Raw genomic sequence first — 15,745 nt, forward strand, 5'->3', positions numbered from 1 at the left:
CCCTTTAAGAGATACCTTACTTAAAGGGTTTTTACTAATTATGCTATAATTAGTAGTAACTAATAGAGCTAAAAGGGATGTAATTATTATGATAAAGCCAATTCCAGGAAAAGGTAGAATTATCTTCCATATTGATATGAATTGCTTTTATGCTTCTGTGGAAATGGCTCATAATCCTAAACTAAAAGGAAAGCCCTTAGCGATTGCAGGTAACCCTGAAGAGCGAAAAGGAATTGTTGTAACCAGCAGTTACGAAGCGAGAGCTAAAGGTGTTAAAACTACTATGCCGTTATGGCAGGCTAAAAAGCTTTGTCCAGAACTGATTGTTATGCGGCCTCATTTTGAAAGATACCGTATTGCTTCCAGGGAAATATTTAAAAGATTATCTGATATTACTCCATATGTACAACCAGTATCGATTGATGAAGGCTATATGGATGTTACTGAAAGCTACCTTCATAGGTCCCCAGTAGATAGTGCAATAGAATTACAACAAACACTCTTAAAGGAACTTGACTTACCTTGCAGTATTGGTATAGCTCCAAATAAATTTCTGGCGAAAATGGCTTCAGATATGAAGAAACCATTGGGTATTACAGTGTTGCGAAAGAGAGACATCCAACATATACTGTGGCCTCTACCTGTTGCCGATATGTATGGAGTAGGGAAAAAGACAGCGGCTAAATTAAACACTATTGATGTTAAAACAATTGGAGACCTTGCTCAACAGGATATATATCCACTTAAACAGATTTTAGGTATTAATGGGGAACGATTAAGGAATAGAGCCAATGGGATTGATACACGACCCGTTGACCCTGATGCAATCTATGAATTCAAGAGTATTGGCAGCTCCCAAACCTTACCGCATGATACCACGGACGTGACCGATATAAAGCGATTGCTGAACCAACTGGGAGATAATGTTGAGCGGCGAATGAAGCGAAAAGCCGCGGCAGGAAAAAGTGTGCAGCTTACCATTCGCTACCATGATCGAAGAACAATCACACGAAGTAAAAAGCTTCAAACCTATATTGAATCAAAGGAAGATATTCTTTTGGTAGCAACCGATCTGCTTGATAAACATTGGAATTTGGAACCCATACGATTATTAGGTATTACCGTTCAAGATGTGGAGGAGAAACAAAACATAGCAAAGCAGTTGGATTTATTTACCTATGAAAAAGTAGCTAATAGAGAAAAACTGGACTCAGCCATAGATGAACTATCTCAAAAATACGGTAAGGAAACTTTTAAGAGCCTGAGTGAACCGAGTCAAAGCAGCAGAGAGGAGCAACAACCGAAGACTAGCTTTCAAAAAGATTTCTTAGATGATTATAAACGATAGAGGCTGGGACATAACTAAATGGAAGAATGAGAATCCGAACAATCGGAACTTAGCGTAGGCAAAATACGCAGACTCCTGTGGGAACAGCACGAGCTGAAGATCCACTGTGTGAAGTGCTCTTCTTCACACAGTTAGCTGAAGCCGTGCCCACTAAAAAGCGAAGTGTTTTGCCGAAGCGGTACATTTGCTCAAGCGTTAATGTTCGGATTTTCCTGAATAATTCCTATTTTGTCCCAACCTCTATTAGTGAGGAAAATATAAAGGCGTATAGATCTCATAATATAACTGCACATTAGGACTCGAAAAAGACTTTACAGACGATTGGGTTTGTTAGCCGAATAATACTGCTATTTCATAATTTTTTTAACGATTGCAAAGGAAAGTTTACTTCCTGGATAGCGGAATGGCAAGTCAAACTTGGTTGTTTGTCGTAAAATACTCTTTTGGTGTGAAAAGGTATTAAAACTGTACTTTCCATGATACGCTCCCATACCACTATTACCTACTCCACCAAATGGAAGATGGGGGTTTGCCAAATGATAAAGCGTGTCGTTAATACATCCTCCACCAAACGCCACATTTTCCAGCACGTTTTGCTGGGACTTTTCTTTTTCACCAAAATAATATAGTGCAAGTGGTTTTTCCCTTCCTTTTAGTTCAGTAATCACGTGTTGAAGGTCAGTAAATGTTACTAATGGCAGAATGGGACCGAATATCTCATCTTGCATAACTGGATCATTCCAAGTAATCTCATCTAAAATAGTTGGTTCAATTTTTAAGTCTTCTTCATTAAAACCGCCACCAATAACTAATTTTCCGTTTGATAAGAAGGGGCGTAATCTATTGAAATGATTTTTATTTACAATCCGGATATAATCATCATTTTCAAGTGGCCATTTACTGTACATCTCCGTAATATATTTTTTAATTGCTTTGACCAACTTGGATTTTATTTTAGAATGGACGTATAAATAGTCGGGAGCTACACATGTTTGACCCGCATTTGTGAATTTTCCCCATACAAGACGCTTGGCAGCCAAATCAATATTCGCATCTTTATCAATAATTGCTGGACTTTTTCCACCTAGTTCGAGTGTAACAGGCGTAAGATTCTTGCTGGCATGCTGCATAACTATTTTTCCAACTGCAGTACTTCCAGTAAAGAAGATATAATCAAAACGCTGTTCTAATAACTGTTTAGTAACTTCTTTTGCCCCTTCAACAACAGCTATAAAGGAAGGATCAAACGTCTCTTTTATCATTTCAGCAACTAAAGAAGATGTTGATTGTGTGAATTCGGATGGCTTTAATACAGCAGTATTCCCGGCTGCAATTGCCCCAATCAGAGGTGCAATTGCCAAATGAAGAGGGTAGTTCCATGGAGCTATTGTTAAGATAACACCATAAGGTTCTTTGTAAATATAATTACGGGTACCTTTATGCGTAATTGGTGCGTCTGCTTTCTCAGGATCCATCCATTTCTTTAAATGCTTTAAGGTAAAATCGATCTCTGAATATAAAAAGCCCAGCTCAGTTGTATGGGTTTCGTAAGCTGATTTATTTAAATCACTATAAAGAGCCTGGTGAATTTCTTTTTCATAAGCCTTAAGCATGTTTTTAAGTAGTTTAAGCTGATGCTTCCGATATGAATAGTGGAGTGTTTTACCACTATTGAAAAATTCTCTTTGATTTCTAACAAGGTTAACAATCTGTTCTATTGTACTCACTTCCTTTCATTTGATTAAATAGTAAAATGAAAAAAGTCATGTGCAAGTTCTGTATTAATAAATATTGCTTTTGCCTCATTTAATAAACTAGCGTTGTCTTCATATTGATAACGTGATGATATATGAGTTAAGATCAACTTACTAACTTGACTCTCTTTAGCAAGCCCAGCTGCCTCTGTTGTTGTAGAATGAAAATAATTATGAGCCAGATCTCTTTTATCGTGTCCAAAAGTTGCCTCGTGGACTAATACGTCAGATTTATTTACAAAGTTTTTAAATTGGCCAGGTGAACGAGTATCTCCAAGAATGGATAGTATTCTGCCTTTTTTACTAGCACCAATATAGTCAGAACGATTTATAACCCTTCCATCCTCCAGCCTTACTGCATTATTCTCTTTAATCTGTTTGTATACCGGACCTGGCATAATACCACTCGCTTTTAACTTCTCTACTAACAACTCACCAGGCTTTTCTTTCTCTTCAATCCGAAACCCGTAAGTTGGAATCCCATGCTCAAGCTTCTTGGCAAATACGATAAACATCTTATCTTCATATAATTTTCCCTCTGATACTTCCACAATCGTTAAGGGGTAGGCTAAATGAGTTGAACTTAACTTGAGGCTTGTTTCTACATATTCTTTAATTCCAGCTGGGCCATATATAGTTAATTCATCCTCGCCACCTTGAAAAGAACGGCTACTTAAGAAGCCGGGTAAACCAAATACATGATCCCCATGCATATGCGTGATAAAAATCTTATTAATTTTCCTAGGCTTTATAGAAGTACGCAGAATTTGGTGTTGAGTGGATTCACCACAATCAAATAGCCATATACTATTTAGTTCCTGCAATAAGGTTACAGCTATTGCTGATACATTTCGTTTTTTAGAAGGAACCCCTGCGCCAGTCCCAAGAAATATCATTTCCATAACAAATCCTCCATTCTTTTAATTCCACCCACGCTTGTATTGCCTCGGTGCAGGCAAATTGTAGTTTAATTCTGCTGCAGCTGTAGTAGCCCAATAAGGATTACGTAATAAAGCTCGTCCAATAAAAATCAGGTCTGCACGCTCATTTTGAAGAATTTCTTCTGCTTGCAGTCCTGATGTAATCAGACCAACAGCTCCTGTAGGAATTCCAGACTCTCTTTTTATTTTTTCGCAATACTTTACTTGGTAGCCAGGGTACACAGAAATAGCTGCTGGTACTACACCACCAGAACTGCAATCAATTAAGTCAACGCCTAATTTTTTAAGCTGAGTTGAAAAGTAAATGAAGTCATCCAACGTATTTCCTTCCTCATTGTATTCATTTGTTGATAGACGGACAAATAGGGGCTTTTTCCATTCCTCCTTAATTGATGTTATTATTTCTTTTAGAAACAAGAAACGGTTTTCCCGGTTGCCTCCATATTCGTCAGTTCGCTTATTTGTTAGTGGGGATAAAAATTGATTAATAAGGTAGCCATGGGCTGCATGAACTTCAATAACATCAAAGTCAGCAAGTTTAGCTCGTTTAGCTGCACTTTTAAAAGAATCTATAGTTGTTTTAATATCATTTATGCGCATCTCTTCCGGAATCTTCGAATTTTCATTAAATGCAAGTGCAGAAGGCGAATAGATTAATGAGTCTAACACAGCCTTTCTTCCAGCATGTGCTAATTGGATAGCAGATGAAGATCCATAACTATTAATTTGTTCATTCAAAGCTTTTAATCCCTTAATCTGTTCATTGTTCCAAATACCCAGATCATATGATGAAATCCTGCCTTCTGGCTGAACAGCTGCAGCTTCCATCATAATCAGTCCCACTTGCCCGACAGCTCTAGAGCCATAATGTGTGATGTGAAAGGGAGTAACCTTACCATCTTCATTCGTACATGAATACATGCACATTGGGGACATTACAATTCTATTCTTTAATGTAATTCCTTTAATCTCTAAGGGTTCAAATAATGCTGACATTTAATTCCTCCTATAAATAATGGTTTATTTCTCAAACAAATCACGATACAGGCGTGCTTCTCCTGGAATATCGGTAATAATACCATCACATCCATAGTTAAAACATTTCATGATGTGCGCAAATCGGTTAACTGTAAATACACGAATAGCCATGTTTTCCTGATGGGAATGTTCGATGAGGGGTTTGCTTAGCGAACGGTACTTTACGTGTATGGCATCAGCACCGATTGTTTTTGAGTAAGCAACAATATTTTTATTTCTTTTTGATGTTAATAGGGCTACACTTAAATTATTATCGAAGTCTCTCATCCGTTTCAGGCTGTTTGAATTAAAAGTCGAAATTGTGGTACGATCAAGTAATTGATAGTGGAGTATCATCTCATAAACAATCGATTCTATATTCTTATAGTCTATTTTATTATTTTTAAGCTCAATATTTACATGTAACCGCTTATTTTGGGCCCAGTGCAGAAATTCCTCAAGGGAAGGTATGCGTGTTCCTGAGAATTTCTGTGAAAACCATGAACCTGCATCCAGCTCTTTCAGTTGATGAAATGCCAGGTCCTTAATATAACCGGCTCCATCAGTTGTTCGCTTTACATGTTCATCGTGAATGAGGACCGGTATATTATCTTTAGTCAGCTGAACATCGGTTTCAATACCTTCAGCTTCCTGAAAATATGCGAGTTCAAAAGCGGGCATAGTGTTTTCAGGTGCAAGTTTACTAGCTCCCCGATGGGCTAAAATTTGTGTTCTCACTAAATTCACCTCATGTTAATTGTGTTTTATTTATCTGGAAAAGTCAATTTGTAATGAAAGGCGCATGTGATTGTTCGAAAAGTGGACGAAAAAGCAAGAGTCTGTAAATCACCGGGGTTTGCGTGCGTTTGGGAATGTCAATTGCTTATGCCGGTATGTTCTAGGTGATGTAGCTAGATATATATTAAGGAGGATTTGTATGAATAGTTGGCAAACGAAAGAAGAATTAACCGATTTACTTTGTTCCCTTGTAAATCATCAAAGTATAACAGGTACAAATGCCGAAATAGCTTTAGCAGAGTACTTACATCATTTATTGGCTCAAAAAGCCTATTTTCAAACTAATGAATCCTATTTAAATCTTCACCCTTTAGAGGATGGGAGACGTCTTTTAACAGCTTTTGTAGAAGGTAAAGGTAAAAAGAAAGATACTATTATTTTACTGAGTCATTTTGATGTAGTTGGTATTGAGGATTATGGCTCGTTACAAAACCTTGCTTTTCACCCAAGGGAATTGACAGAAGAGATGAATACGATCAAAGGAGATTTGCCATTAGCTGTCCAAGCTGATTTAGAATCTGGTGATTGGTTATTCGGTCGGGGCACGATGGACATGAAGGCAGGAATAGCACTTCACTTATCTATGCTGGAAAGGGCCATTGACGGTGAATTTGATGGGAATATTCTATTTCTTACAGTTCCTGATGAAGAAGTGAATTCACAAGGCATGTTAACAGCATTACCTGTATTAGAGCAGGTAAAAAAGAAATATGATTTAACGTTTAGCGCATGTTTAAATGGCGAACCAATGTTCAGCAAGTATCCAGGAGATCCTTCTTATTATGTATATACAGGATCAATCGGTAAGGTGCTCCCAGGTTTTTATTGCTATGGAAAAGAATCCCATGTAGGAGAGCCTTTTGCAGGTATTAATCCAAATCTAATGGTCAGCTTTCTATCTCAGCAATTAGAATTGAATGAATCATTTATTGAAAAAATCGATGATGAAGTAACCCCGCCCCCAGTGAGCCTGATGCAGCGTGATTTAAAGGAAGAGTATTCTGTTCAGACTCCACATGCTGCAATAGCTATGTACAATGTATTATATTTAAAGCAGACTTTTAAGGAGATAAACGAAAAATTGTTAGTAGGAGCCCAAAAAGCGGCGATTGAAATTGAATCTTACGTTCATGAAAAAGCAGCAAACTTTGCTGAAATAGCTTCCGATTTCACTATCCCTGCATTGAAGGTAAATGTTGTCATGTATGAAGATCTTTATAAAGAAGCAGTAGAGCGATTTGGAGAAGAAGAAATTACGCGCAGGCAAAACCTTTTGGTAAATCAACGGGATAAAGGGGATCGTGATTTTTCCACATTGCTTGTCCAGGAACTGGCAGCAATGTGTAAAGACCTTGCTCCAATGATTGTGTTATTTTATAGTCCGCCATTTTATCCAGCTGTTTCGTCCAATAATGATCCATATATTGAAAATGTAATGAGTTATGTAAAAAAATATACCAAAAAACATCATGATATTGACTTAACTGTTTCAGAATTTTTTACAGGTCTGTCTGACTTAAGTTTTGTAGGCCCGGTATCTTCAAACAGTAAATTAAATCAGCTTACAACGAATATGCCTCTACAAAATAACGGGTTTGTCTTCCCAGAAGATATTATGGAACAATTAACGATGCCTATTTTAAATATTGGACCTTTAGGAAAGGACCCGCATCAATGGACAGAACGCTTGGAATTAGATTATAGCTTTGATTATTTACCCGAAATACTTAATGAGGCTATCCATCAACTATTAGCCGATTGATCTAATATTAGTGACTTTTCGACAGGAAAAGTGTAAAATAAAAATCAACTGAATGATCATTCATTTTTGGGGGATTTTATTAATGAAAGTATTAGATGAAACAATTAGGCAGCTTACTATACCAACACCATTTGCAGTAGGTGATACTCATGTATACCTGATAAAAGGGGATGCTTTAACTTTAGTTGATGCAGGGGTAAAGACCAAAGAAGCATGGGAATCATTGAAAATGCAATTAAAAGAGCTTGGTTACTATCCAAATGATATTGAACAAATTATATTAACTCATCACCATCCAGATCATACTGGATTAATAGAAGAATTTCCTCGTCTTAATAGTTTGGTTGCACATAAAAATGTAGATGTATGGTTAACAAAAAATGAAATGTTTTTCAGGCATTATGAACAGTTTTTTAAAGACTATTTTATAACGAGCGGCATACCCGATCGTTTTCATACTGACTTGGATAATCTTCGGGCTCCTTTACATTTTGCTGGAGAAGGAAAATTAACAGCAATGATTGATGAAGGGGACAGTTTACCAGGACATGCTGATTGGCAAGTGATCGACACGAAGGGACATGCTCAAAGCCATTTATCATTTTTAAGGGAAAGTGATGGATTGTTTATAGGTGGAGATCATTTGCTTCAGCACATATCACCAAACCCTTTAATTGAACCACCGCTTGAGGGGGATATAGAAAGGCCCAAGCCAATGCTTCAGTACCGAGCTAATTTAAAGAAATGTCTATCTCTGGGTATCAGCAAAGTATTACCAGGGCATGGTGAGGTGTTCAGTAATGTAGATGAAATCATACCTTTCCGATTACTAAAGCAGGAACAACGTGCAGACAAGGTCCATTTATTATTGAAGGAAGAGGCCCAAACTGTCTTTCAAATTTGTGAGCAGATTTTTCCGAGGCAATACGAGAAACAACTCGATTTAACAATGTCCGAAACGATTGGACAGCTTGATTACCTTGAAGATGAAGGCCTCATCGGTAAAGTGTCAAAGAATGGGACTTTAATTTATCATGCGACGTAACTTGGAAAACAAAAAAATTATTGTAACAGGTGCTTCAAGTGGAATTGGTGAGAAATTAGTCTGGCATATTGCTGAAAATGGCGGAATCCCAATTATGATTGCCCGTTCCATTGATAAGCTGGAGGCTCAACAAATAATATTAGAGAAAAAATTACAAGTTGAAAGCTTTGTTTATCAAGCTGACTTGCAAGAAGAAACTGAACTAGAGATTGTTTTTAAAAAGATACTTGAGGAACACACTCAACTTCATGGATTGATTAACAATGCAGGCGTGGGTTTTTTTGATTATATAAAGGACATGGATTGGCAGGAAGTCAATCAAATGTATCAGTTGAATGTGTTTGCCGTAATGCGTACTACAAAAATAATGATGGCCCATTTCTCGCAATATAACGAAGGGCATATTATAAATATTGCCTCTCAGGCTGGTAAAATAGCTACACCAAGATCTTCTGTCTATGCATCAACGAAACATGCTGTTCTTGGCTTTACAAACGGACTGAGGCTTGAAAATACGAGTACGAATATCCAGGTTACTACGGTTAATCTTGGACCAGTTCGAACAAATTTCTTTACTCTTGCTGATCCAGAAGGAAGCTATCAGAAAAATGTTAATCGATATATGCTCGATCCTGATCGAGTAGCGAAAAAAATTACAGCGGTTTTGTTTACAAATAAGAGGGAGGTTAACTTGCCTAGCTGGATGGAGTTTGGAAGCAAACTCTACCACCTGTTTCCAAGTTTAATGGAGACTATCCTTAAGAAACAATTTAATAAAAAGTAAAAACAGTGTGTTACTTTCTTTTTTAATATAGAGTGAGTATAAAACTTTGGGCTGCAATTAGTTCTTACACTTAAACAGCCACGTCCTGCTCCAGCGCCTTTGTTCGAATGGATTAATAGTGCTAAGTAAAAGAAATTAGGAGTGATAAAGTGAAACTAGTAATCAGCCCTGAAGCTGAAAGACAATTGAATAAACTTAACAAAGCAAATTCTAACTATTTAGTGTTGTGGTATGACACGGAGGATTGTGGTTGTGGGGTGAATGGGTTGCCTGCTCTCCGTTTTACTGATAAAAAAAATGAATCGTATATAGAAGTGGAAAACGAAACATTCTCTACGCTGATTCAAAGGGATCAAGCGGTATTTTTTGCGGAGAAAATGAGGCTCGATATAAGCAACGGTATGTTTCGACTTTCCAGCTCTGAAGGAATTTTAAATCCGTTCATCTCTCAGCAAAGTGTGTGCTATATAAATTAATTTGAAGGGGCTGTTCAGCTTGTCAGCCCCTTTCTAATTAGGTAAGAAAGTATAAATTTTTGGCTGGAATTAATTCTTACACTTAAACAGCCACGTCCAGCTCCAAGCGCCATCACCTAGTGCCCTTCCGGTCTCAACATAAACCAATTCATTACACTCGGGCCTACAGGATGTAGGTCAGTTCGACGATGCCACAGGATAAGGAAAGCATCTGTGAGATGCATCGCACGCAGGAAAAGTGCTTTTCTTTTTCAAGGACGTGGCGATCTTGTCGAACATCCTTTAACTAATATCTCATACTCTAAAGGAAGATCGACTAACTACGCCGCTTTGCGCGGCAACGTCGACCCACCCGCGATGCGCGGGCGCAGCGCATACGGTGATAAACGGGCGCCCTGCGTTTTTGTTCTTAGTTACCTGTGTTGTGTATATTTTATTGGTTTTGTTACTTTTTGAATATCCAAATACAAATAATGTGTAAGAGCTTTAGAGTAATCATGAAGCGTGTTTTCTTTTAATTGGTCTAGTGAACTTGCTCCGAATACGGCGCTGGCTACAGCAGGGTGTTTTAGTACATACTTTAAAGCAATTTCATTTAATGAACTTTCTTTTAAATAAGTTTCTGTTATTATAGAATGGATCTTTTTTAACTCTGCATACGAGTAATCTAAGAAACCGTCCTGCCCTTTGCTATCAATTTGTACAGCAGCGTTATTACTCAACATCCCTTTAGCCAGAGGGCCTCGAGCAAGCACGTTAATACTGTTAGCGTGCAGGAGGTCGAGGATTTCTTCTTCTGGTCTTGTGTCAAGCAAATTATACTGCATCATGACCGCATCCATATTAGAGCGTTTTACATATTCCCGGATAACATTAGGGCGAATAGAAGAGATACCATAGCCGCGAATGACACCTTCTTGTTTCAACTCTTCGAATGCCTCAATTGATTGGTCAATTGGATCATCTATAGTTCCGCCATGAAGCATATAAAAATCGATATAATCTGTTTGTAAGCGATGCAGACTCTCTTTACAACCTTTTATTATATGCTCTTTAGATGGGTCCCAAAACGATTCCTTCTTTTTTCTATTGAAGTGATTACCAACTTTACTCGTTAGTATAATTTTGTCACGTTTCCCCTTGATGGCATTACCAACTATTTCTTCATTTACTCCATAATCATACAAATCAGCTGTATCTAAATGATTAATACCTGCTTCAAGAGCGGCATCAATAATTGAATTTGCTCTTTGTAAATTAGTCCCCAGTGACATACAACCCAATGTTAATTCGGAAACGTAAATATCTGATTTCCCTAATTGATTTTTCTTCAACAGTTACTACCTCCGTTTCTGATTTCCTAATTCTATTGTAGAAACAGCCATACTCAAATACAACTATTTCGCAATTGGAACTAAATAATGTATGCTAGTATAGAAAAATAGCATGCTAATGTTAGGATGATTAAAAATGAAAAAATTTGAAGAAAAAACGATAAAAACCGAAAAGATCTATGATGGTAAAGTTGTTCATTTACAAGTTGATGAGGTTACGCTTCCTAATGGAAAAACAGCAAAACGGGAATTAATCAAACACCCGGGTGCAGTAGCGGTTATCCCAATTACCAAGGATAATAAAATTGTCTTTGTAAAACAGTACCGTAAACCTTTGGAAAAATCTATTTTAGAGATTCCTGCCGGAAAGCTGGAGGTCGGAGAAGAGCCCATTGTTACTGCTAAACGCGAATTAGAAGAAGAAACAGGTTATTCGACAAGTGAATTGTCGTTTGTAACGTCTTTTTATACCTCACCAGGATTTGCTGATGAGCTGATGTACATTTACATTACAGACCAGCTGGAACCATTGAAAGGCACCGTAACAGGTGATGATGATGAGTTTATTGAAGTAGTTGAATTAACATTGGACGAAGCAAAGCAATATGTCGAAGAAGAACGCATACATGATGCTAAAACAAATTATGCTGTGCTCTATTTACACGCATTGGGGAGGGTATAAATGTTAAATTCCTATTTTGCTGATATGCACATCCATATAGGTCGGGATATGTATGATAAACCTGTGAAAATTACTGGTGCAAGGTCCTTGACATTAACAAACATCTTGAAGGAATCCAGCCGCAATAAAGGAATTAATATGATTGGTGTAATTGATAGCCATGCTCCAGCTGTACAATTAGAGATTAAACAGCTTATCGAGGAAAAAAAAGCATACGAGTTATCCGATGGAGGTATTCGTTTTGAAGCGGTTACGTTACTATTAGGTTCAGAGATAGAAGTTTATGATGAATTTTGTAAAGGACCAATACACGTCTTATGCTATTTTCCGACGCTTGAAACTATCGAGCAATTCTCTGAATGGTTAACAACAAAAATGAAAAATATCACACTGAGCTCCCAAAGGTATTATGGTACTGCTAAAGATCTGCAATATAAGGTGAAGGAGTTAGGTGGTATTTTCATTCCCGCCCATGTATTTACTCCTTTTAAAAGCTTGTATGGCAAGGGCGTAAATAGAAGCCTAAGGGAAGTTCTGGATCCAGATTTAATTGACGGTATTGAGTTAGGACTAAGCTCAGACACAGCTATGGCTGATGAAATCAGTGAATTACATGATTATACATTTGTATCAAACTCAGATGCCCATTCATTAGCTAAAATAGCACGTGAATATCAGGAGATTTATATGAAAGAGCCTTCTTTTAAAGAATTTTATTGGGCATTGCATCAGGTAGATGATAGAAAAATAAAACAAAACTTTGGTATGAATCCACAACTGGGAAAATACCATACTACTGTTTGTAACGAATGCTTAGTGTCTTTATCACCTGATGCAGAACGGTGTTCAGTATGTGGATCCGCAAAAATTATAAAAGGCGTATATGACCGTATTCAGGAGCTGAAAGATGCTGAAAATAAGTCCAGAGAAAGACCACCTTATTTGTACCAGGTTCCTTTGGAATACTTACCATCACTGGGCAAGAAAACATATGAGAAACTAATATATCATTTTGACACGGAAATGAATGTTATCCATCATACTTCTTTAGAGCAATTGAAGGAAGTAATTCCGGAAAAACTAGCAGTTTCTATTATTCAAATGAGAGAAGGTAAGTTAGCTATAAAAGCCGGTGGTGGAGGTAAGTATGGTACCATCACTCCCTCGTGATTTTAAAATGATTTATTAAAAAGATAGTGTATTTGGTATTTTTACTAGGAATTCTTCATAGTTTTTAATTATAGTAGTATCTCTTGAATGGAGGATTCCGATGTACAAATATGGAGCAGCAATAATAAATCATGTAAAAGAAAATGCAACAATCTACCTGTTTATGATCATTCTATTCTTAACAGGAATAATATTTGGTGCTATTCTAGTTAATAGTATGAACTTTGTACAGAAGCAGGACTTATTTTTTTATCTAGAGCGTTTCTTTGGACAGATTATAGATAAGCAGCATATTGAAAGCAGTGAAATATTAAAAAGCAGTTTTCTTTACCATGTAAAGTATTTATTGCTACTGTTTGTTTTAGGATTATCTGTTATCGGACTACCTATCGTCTGGATTCTATTATTTATAAAAGGTCTGGTGATTGGTTTTTCTGTTGGATTTATTGTAAATCAACTAGGTGTCGATGGATTGCTATTAGCTTCCTTTTCCATCGCTCCGCAAAACATATTAATTATACCGATATATATTATTGCAGGAAGTTTATCCATGATTTTTTCATTGAATTTACTGAACAAACTATTTACACGAAAGATTTCACAACCAGTATTTCAGCCATTTGGCAGGTATATTATTATGTTTTCTTTACTGTTAGCTCTCTCCTTTATTGCAGCATTGCTTGAATCCTATGTATCTAATAAAGCAATGGAATTATTGATCAAGTCATTTTTTTAATAGTTATTCTTTTTAGAAATAATTATTGGTATTGGTATACGGGTTACAGTATACTTTGACACACATTTCTTTGGTGCATATAATAAAGGTGGGATATGAGGGAGGTTACTGGCCATGGAACATCGCATTGATCGTATAAAAAAACAGCTTCATGCACAGAGCTATAAGCTTACACCACAAAGAGAAGCGACACTAAGGGTTTTGCTTGAGCGAGAGGAAGACCATTTAAGTGCCGAGGAAGTCTTTCTACTCGTAAAAGATAAAGCGCCGGAAATTGGATTGGCTACTGTATACCGTACATTGGAATTATTATCAGAAATAAAAATTGTCGACAAAATAAACTTTGGTGATGGAGTCTCACGCTATGATCTTCGCAAAGAAGGCGCTGAGCATTTTCATCATCATCTTGTATGCATAGAATGTGGTTCAGTGGAGGAAATTATTGATGATTTACTGGAAGATGTGGAGAAAATCGTTCAAAATGATTGGGGATTTCAAGTAATAGATCACCGATTGACTTTTCACGGAGTCTGTAAACAGTGTCAGGTAGTTACAGTTGAAGCGACCAGTAAATAGTTTCTTTTGTCTTCCTAAATAGGTAATTTGGTTTTAAATCGTTATTTACACTATAGTACTAGAATTATAATTTACAAAACGATGGGAAAAAGGTACATTTGAGTTATAGTATTTTCATAAGTCCTCCGTTATATGTATAATGTGATTCTTTTTTGGCATATCTTTTAATAGTATAAGATTTTTAAAAGAGGGGATATGCCATATGAAACGACTAGTATGGGATACATGTAAAGTGTTTATTATATTTATAGCATGTACATTTTTATTTTATTTTGGATTACGAGCTATGCACTCCGAATATGAACAATATCACCGTTATGATCCTCCAGAGGGTCCTGCAGTAAAGGTATTTAATACGGATCAAAGCTTTATTGATCGATTGAACTTATTTTTTCGACTAGGGGAGTAAAATATGCTTACGCATGCATTTGAGGATTTTTTTCACTACCTGCAAATAGAAAAAGGATTATCCGACAATACGTTGAGCTCTTATAAACGGGATCTGAAAAACTACATGAACTACATAGATAAGGTTACTAATAAAGCATCATGGGATACAGTGACCAGAAATGATATAGTCGGTTTTCTGTATTTATTAAAAGACAGTGGAAAATCTTCATCAACTATATCCCGACATGTCTCATCCATCCGTTCCTTTCATCAGTTTTTAATCCGTGAACAAATTGCAGAACTAGATCCTAGTCTACATATTGAAACTCCTAAAAAGGCAAGACAGCTGCCAGATGTATTATCGATGAAGGATGTTGAGAAATTATTAATGATTCATGGAGATAATCCTCTGGCTATTCGAAATAAAGCAATGCTTGAATTGCTATATGCTACAGGGCTGCGTGTAAGTGAGTTAATTACACTTAATGTAAGTGACCTGCATTTAACTATGGGCTTTGTTCAATGCTTAGGAAAAGGATCTAAAGAGAGAATTGTTCCCCTTGGAAATGTTGCGAATAAAGCGGTAGAAGATTATTTACAGCAAGCTAGAAGGGTGTTAACAAAAAAAAATTTGGATGACAATGTTTTGTTTGTAAACCAGCATGGAAGACCGCTAACGCGGCAGGGATTTTGGAAAATATTAAAAGGGATCGCCAAAAACGCAAATATTAAAAAGTCGATCACGCCACATACATTACGTCATTCCTTTGCAACTCATTTACTGGAAAATGGGGCAGATCTTCGTGTGGTTCAAGAAATGCTCGGGCATGTAGATATTTCGACAACACAGATCTACACACATGTTACAAAAGCAAGACTAAAAGATGTATACAAATCTTATCACCCTCGAGCTTAATCTTTTACTCTCAGTC

General features: G+C 36.8%; 16 protein-coding genes. 11 read left to right on the forward strand and 5 right to left on the reverse strand.

All coding sequences use genetic code 11. The features are described 5' to 3' along the window. Positions 1-88 precede the first annotated feature (88 nt). Entirely contained in the window at positions 89-1,348 is a 1,260-nt protein-coding gene (locus tag QGM71_RS02290) for a DNA polymerase IV (protein WP_327605887.1), read from the forward strand. Positions 1,349-1,695: 347 nt separating this feature from the next. Here QGM71_RS02290 and QGM71_RS02295 read toward each other — a convergent pair whose 3' ends face one another. From QGM71_RS02295 to QGM71_RS02310, 4 genes are read right to left on the reverse strand one after another with little or no spacing between them, the layout of a single operon-like run. Beyond that, positions 1,696-3,066 carry an aldehyde dehydrogenase gene (locus QGM71_RS02295; RefSeq protein ID WP_407702989.1) on the reverse strand — a complete coding sequence of 457 codons (1,371 nt, stop codon included), beginning with the start codon at positions 3,064-3,066 and terminating at the stop codon, positions 1,696-1,698. Positions 3,067-3,089: 23 nt separating this feature from the next. After that, positions 3,090-4,004 (reverse strand): ribonuclease Z, encoded by a 915-nt coding sequence (gene rnz / locus QGM71_RS02300; protein WP_327605889.1) that lies wholly within the window; start codon positions 4,002-4,004, stop codon positions 3,090-3,092. An 18-nt stretch (positions 4,005-4,022) separates the two neighbouring features. Continuing rightward, positions 4,023-5,039 (reverse strand): NADPH dehydrogenase NamA, encoded by a 1,017-nt coding sequence (gene namA, locus QGM71_RS02305; RefSeq protein ID WP_327605890.1) that lies wholly within the window; start codon positions 5,037-5,039, stop codon positions 4,023-4,025. Between the two features lie 24 nt (positions 5,040-5,063). Further along, positions 5,064-5,798, reverse strand: a complete 735-nt coding sequence (locus QGM71_RS02310) for a glycerophosphodiester phosphodiesterase (protein ID WP_327605891.1) — start codon at positions 5,796-5,798, stop codon at positions 5,064-5,066. A gap of 199 nt (positions 5,799-5,997) precedes the next feature. On the opposite strand from QGM71_RS02310, the gene QGM71_RS02315 reads away from it, so the two are divergent. From QGM71_RS02315 to QGM71_RS02330, 4 genes are all read left to right on the forward strand, one after another. Then, a complete protein-coding gene (locus QGM71_RS02315; RefSeq protein WP_327605892.1) occupies positions 5,998-7,620 on the forward strand; it encodes a M20/M25/M40 family metallo-hydrolase in 1,623 nt (540 codons plus the stop codon). An 82-nt stretch (positions 7,621-7,702) separates the two neighbouring features. Next, a complete protein-coding gene (locus QGM71_RS02320) occupies positions 7,703-8,665 on the forward strand; it encodes an MBL fold metallo-hydrolase (RefSeq protein WP_327605893.1) in 963 nt (320 codons plus the stop codon). Next, positions 8,655-9,449 (forward strand): SDR family NAD(P)-dependent oxidoreductase, encoded by a 795-nt coding sequence (locus QGM71_RS02325; protein ID WP_327605894.1) that lies wholly within the window; start codon positions 8,655-8,657, stop codon positions 9,447-9,449. The genes QGM71_RS02320 and QGM71_RS02325 overlap by 11 nt, the downstream gene beginning before the upstream one ends. 149 nt (positions 9,450-9,598) lie before the next feature. After that, positions 9,599-9,925 (forward strand): iron-sulfur cluster biosynthesis family protein, encoded by a 327-nt coding sequence (locus QGM71_RS02330; protein WP_327605895.1) that lies wholly within the window; start codon positions 9,599-9,601, stop codon positions 9,923-9,925. 413 nt (positions 9,926-10,338) lie between these two features. Here QGM71_RS02330 and QGM71_RS02335 read toward each other — a convergent pair whose 3' ends face one another. Further along, positions 10,339-11,259, reverse strand: coding sequence for an aldo/keto reductase (locus QGM71_RS02335; protein WP_327605896.1), 921 nt, complete (start codon positions 11,257-11,259; stop codon positions 10,339-10,341). A gap of 136 nt (positions 11,260-11,395) precedes the next feature. On the opposite strand from QGM71_RS02335, the gene QGM71_RS02340 reads away from it, so the two are divergent. From QGM71_RS02340 to xerD, 6 genes are all read left to right on the forward strand, one after another. Then, positions 11,396-11,941 (forward strand): NUDIX hydrolase, encoded by a 546-nt coding sequence (locus tag QGM71_RS02340; protein ID WP_327605897.1) that lies wholly within the window; start codon positions 11,396-11,398, stop codon positions 11,939-11,941. After that, complete coding sequence (locus tag QGM71_RS02345; protein WP_327605898.1) at positions 11,942-13,111, forward strand: endonuclease Q family protein; 1,170 nt, start codon at positions 11,942-11,944, stop codon at positions 13,109-13,111. A 100-nt stretch (positions 13,112-13,211) separates the two neighbouring features. Further along, entirely contained in the window at positions 13,212-13,847 is a 636-nt protein-coding gene (gene spoIIM / locus QGM71_RS02350) for a stage II sporulation protein M (RefSeq protein ID WP_327605899.1), read from the forward strand. A gap of 114 nt (positions 13,848-13,961) precedes the next feature. Then, positions 13,962-14,423 (forward strand): ferric iron uptake transcriptional regulator, encoded by a 462-nt coding sequence (fur, locus tag QGM71_RS02355; RefSeq protein WP_327605900.1) that lies wholly within the window; start codon positions 13,962-13,964, stop codon positions 14,421-14,423. A gap of 202 nt (positions 14,424-14,625) precedes the next feature. Continuing rightward, positions 14,626-14,832, forward strand: a complete 207-nt coding sequence (locus tag QGM71_RS02360) for a YqzK family protein (protein ID WP_327605901.1) — start codon at positions 14,626-14,628, stop codon at positions 14,830-14,832. Between the two features lie 3 nt (positions 14,833-14,835). Continuing rightward, the gene (xerD, locus tag QGM71_RS02365; protein WP_327605902.1) at positions 14,836-15,729 is read left to right on the forward strand and encodes a site-specific tyrosine recombinase XerD; all 894 of its coding nucleotides are present in this window, start codon (positions 14,836-14,838) and stop codon (positions 15,727-15,729) included. The last annotated feature ends 16 nt before the right edge of the window (positions 15,730-15,745 follow it).

The organism is Virgibacillus tibetensis (assembly GCF_036026595.1).
In the GTDB taxonomy this organism is placed as follows: domain Bacteria; phylum Bacillota; class Bacilli; order Bacillales; family Amphibacillaceae; genus Virgibacillus_P; species Virgibacillus_P tibetensis.

What these genes read in the sequence shown, in the direction of transcription:
- QGM71_RS02315 (WP_327605892.1), top strand. Translation starts at nt 5,998, where the DNA reads ATGAATAGTTGGCAAACGAAAGAAGAATTAACCGATTTACTTTGTTCC.
- namA (WP_327605890.1), bottom strand. Translation starts at nt 5,039, where the DNA reads ATGTCAGCATTATTTGAACCCTTAGAGATTAAAGGAATTACATTAAAG.
- QGM71_RS02290 (WP_327605887.1), top strand. Translation starts at nt 89, where the DNA reads ATGATAAAGCCAATTCCAGGAAAAGGTAGAATTATCTTCCATATTGAT.
- QGM71_RS02345 (WP_327605898.1), top strand. Translation starts at nt 11,942, where the DNA reads ATGTTAAATTCCTATTTTGCTGATATGCACATCCATATAGGTCGGGAT.
- rnz (WP_327605889.1), bottom strand. Translation starts at nt 4,004, where the DNA reads ATGGAAATGATATTTCTTGGGACTGGCGCAGGGGTTCCTTCTAAAAAA.
- xerD (WP_327605902.1), top strand. Translation starts at nt 14,836, where the DNA reads ATGCTTACGCATGCATTTGAGGATTTTTTTCACTACCTGCAAATAGAA.
- QGM71_RS02320 (WP_327605893.1), top strand. Translation starts at nt 7,703, where the DNA reads ATGAAAGTATTAGATGAAACAATTAGGCAGCTTACTATACCAACACCA.
- fur (WP_327605900.1), top strand. Translation starts at nt 13,962, where the DNA reads ATGGAACATCGCATTGATCGTATAAAAAAACAGCTTCATGCACAGAGC.
- spoIIM (WP_327605899.1), top strand. Translation starts at nt 13,212, where the DNA reads ATGTACAAATATGGAGCAGCAATAATAAATCATGTAAAAGAAAATGCA.
- QGM71_RS02325 (WP_327605894.1), top strand. Translation starts at nt 8,655, where the DNA reads ATGCGACGTAACTTGGAAAACAAAAAAATTATTGTAACAGGTGCTTCA.
- QGM71_RS02340 (WP_327605897.1), top strand. Translation starts at nt 11,396, where the DNA reads ATGAAAAAATTTGAAGAAAAAACGATAAAAACCGAAAAGATCTATGAT.
- QGM71_RS02360 (WP_327605901.1), top strand. Translation starts at nt 14,626, where the DNA reads ATGAAACGACTAGTATGGGATACATGTAAAGTGTTTATTATATTTATA.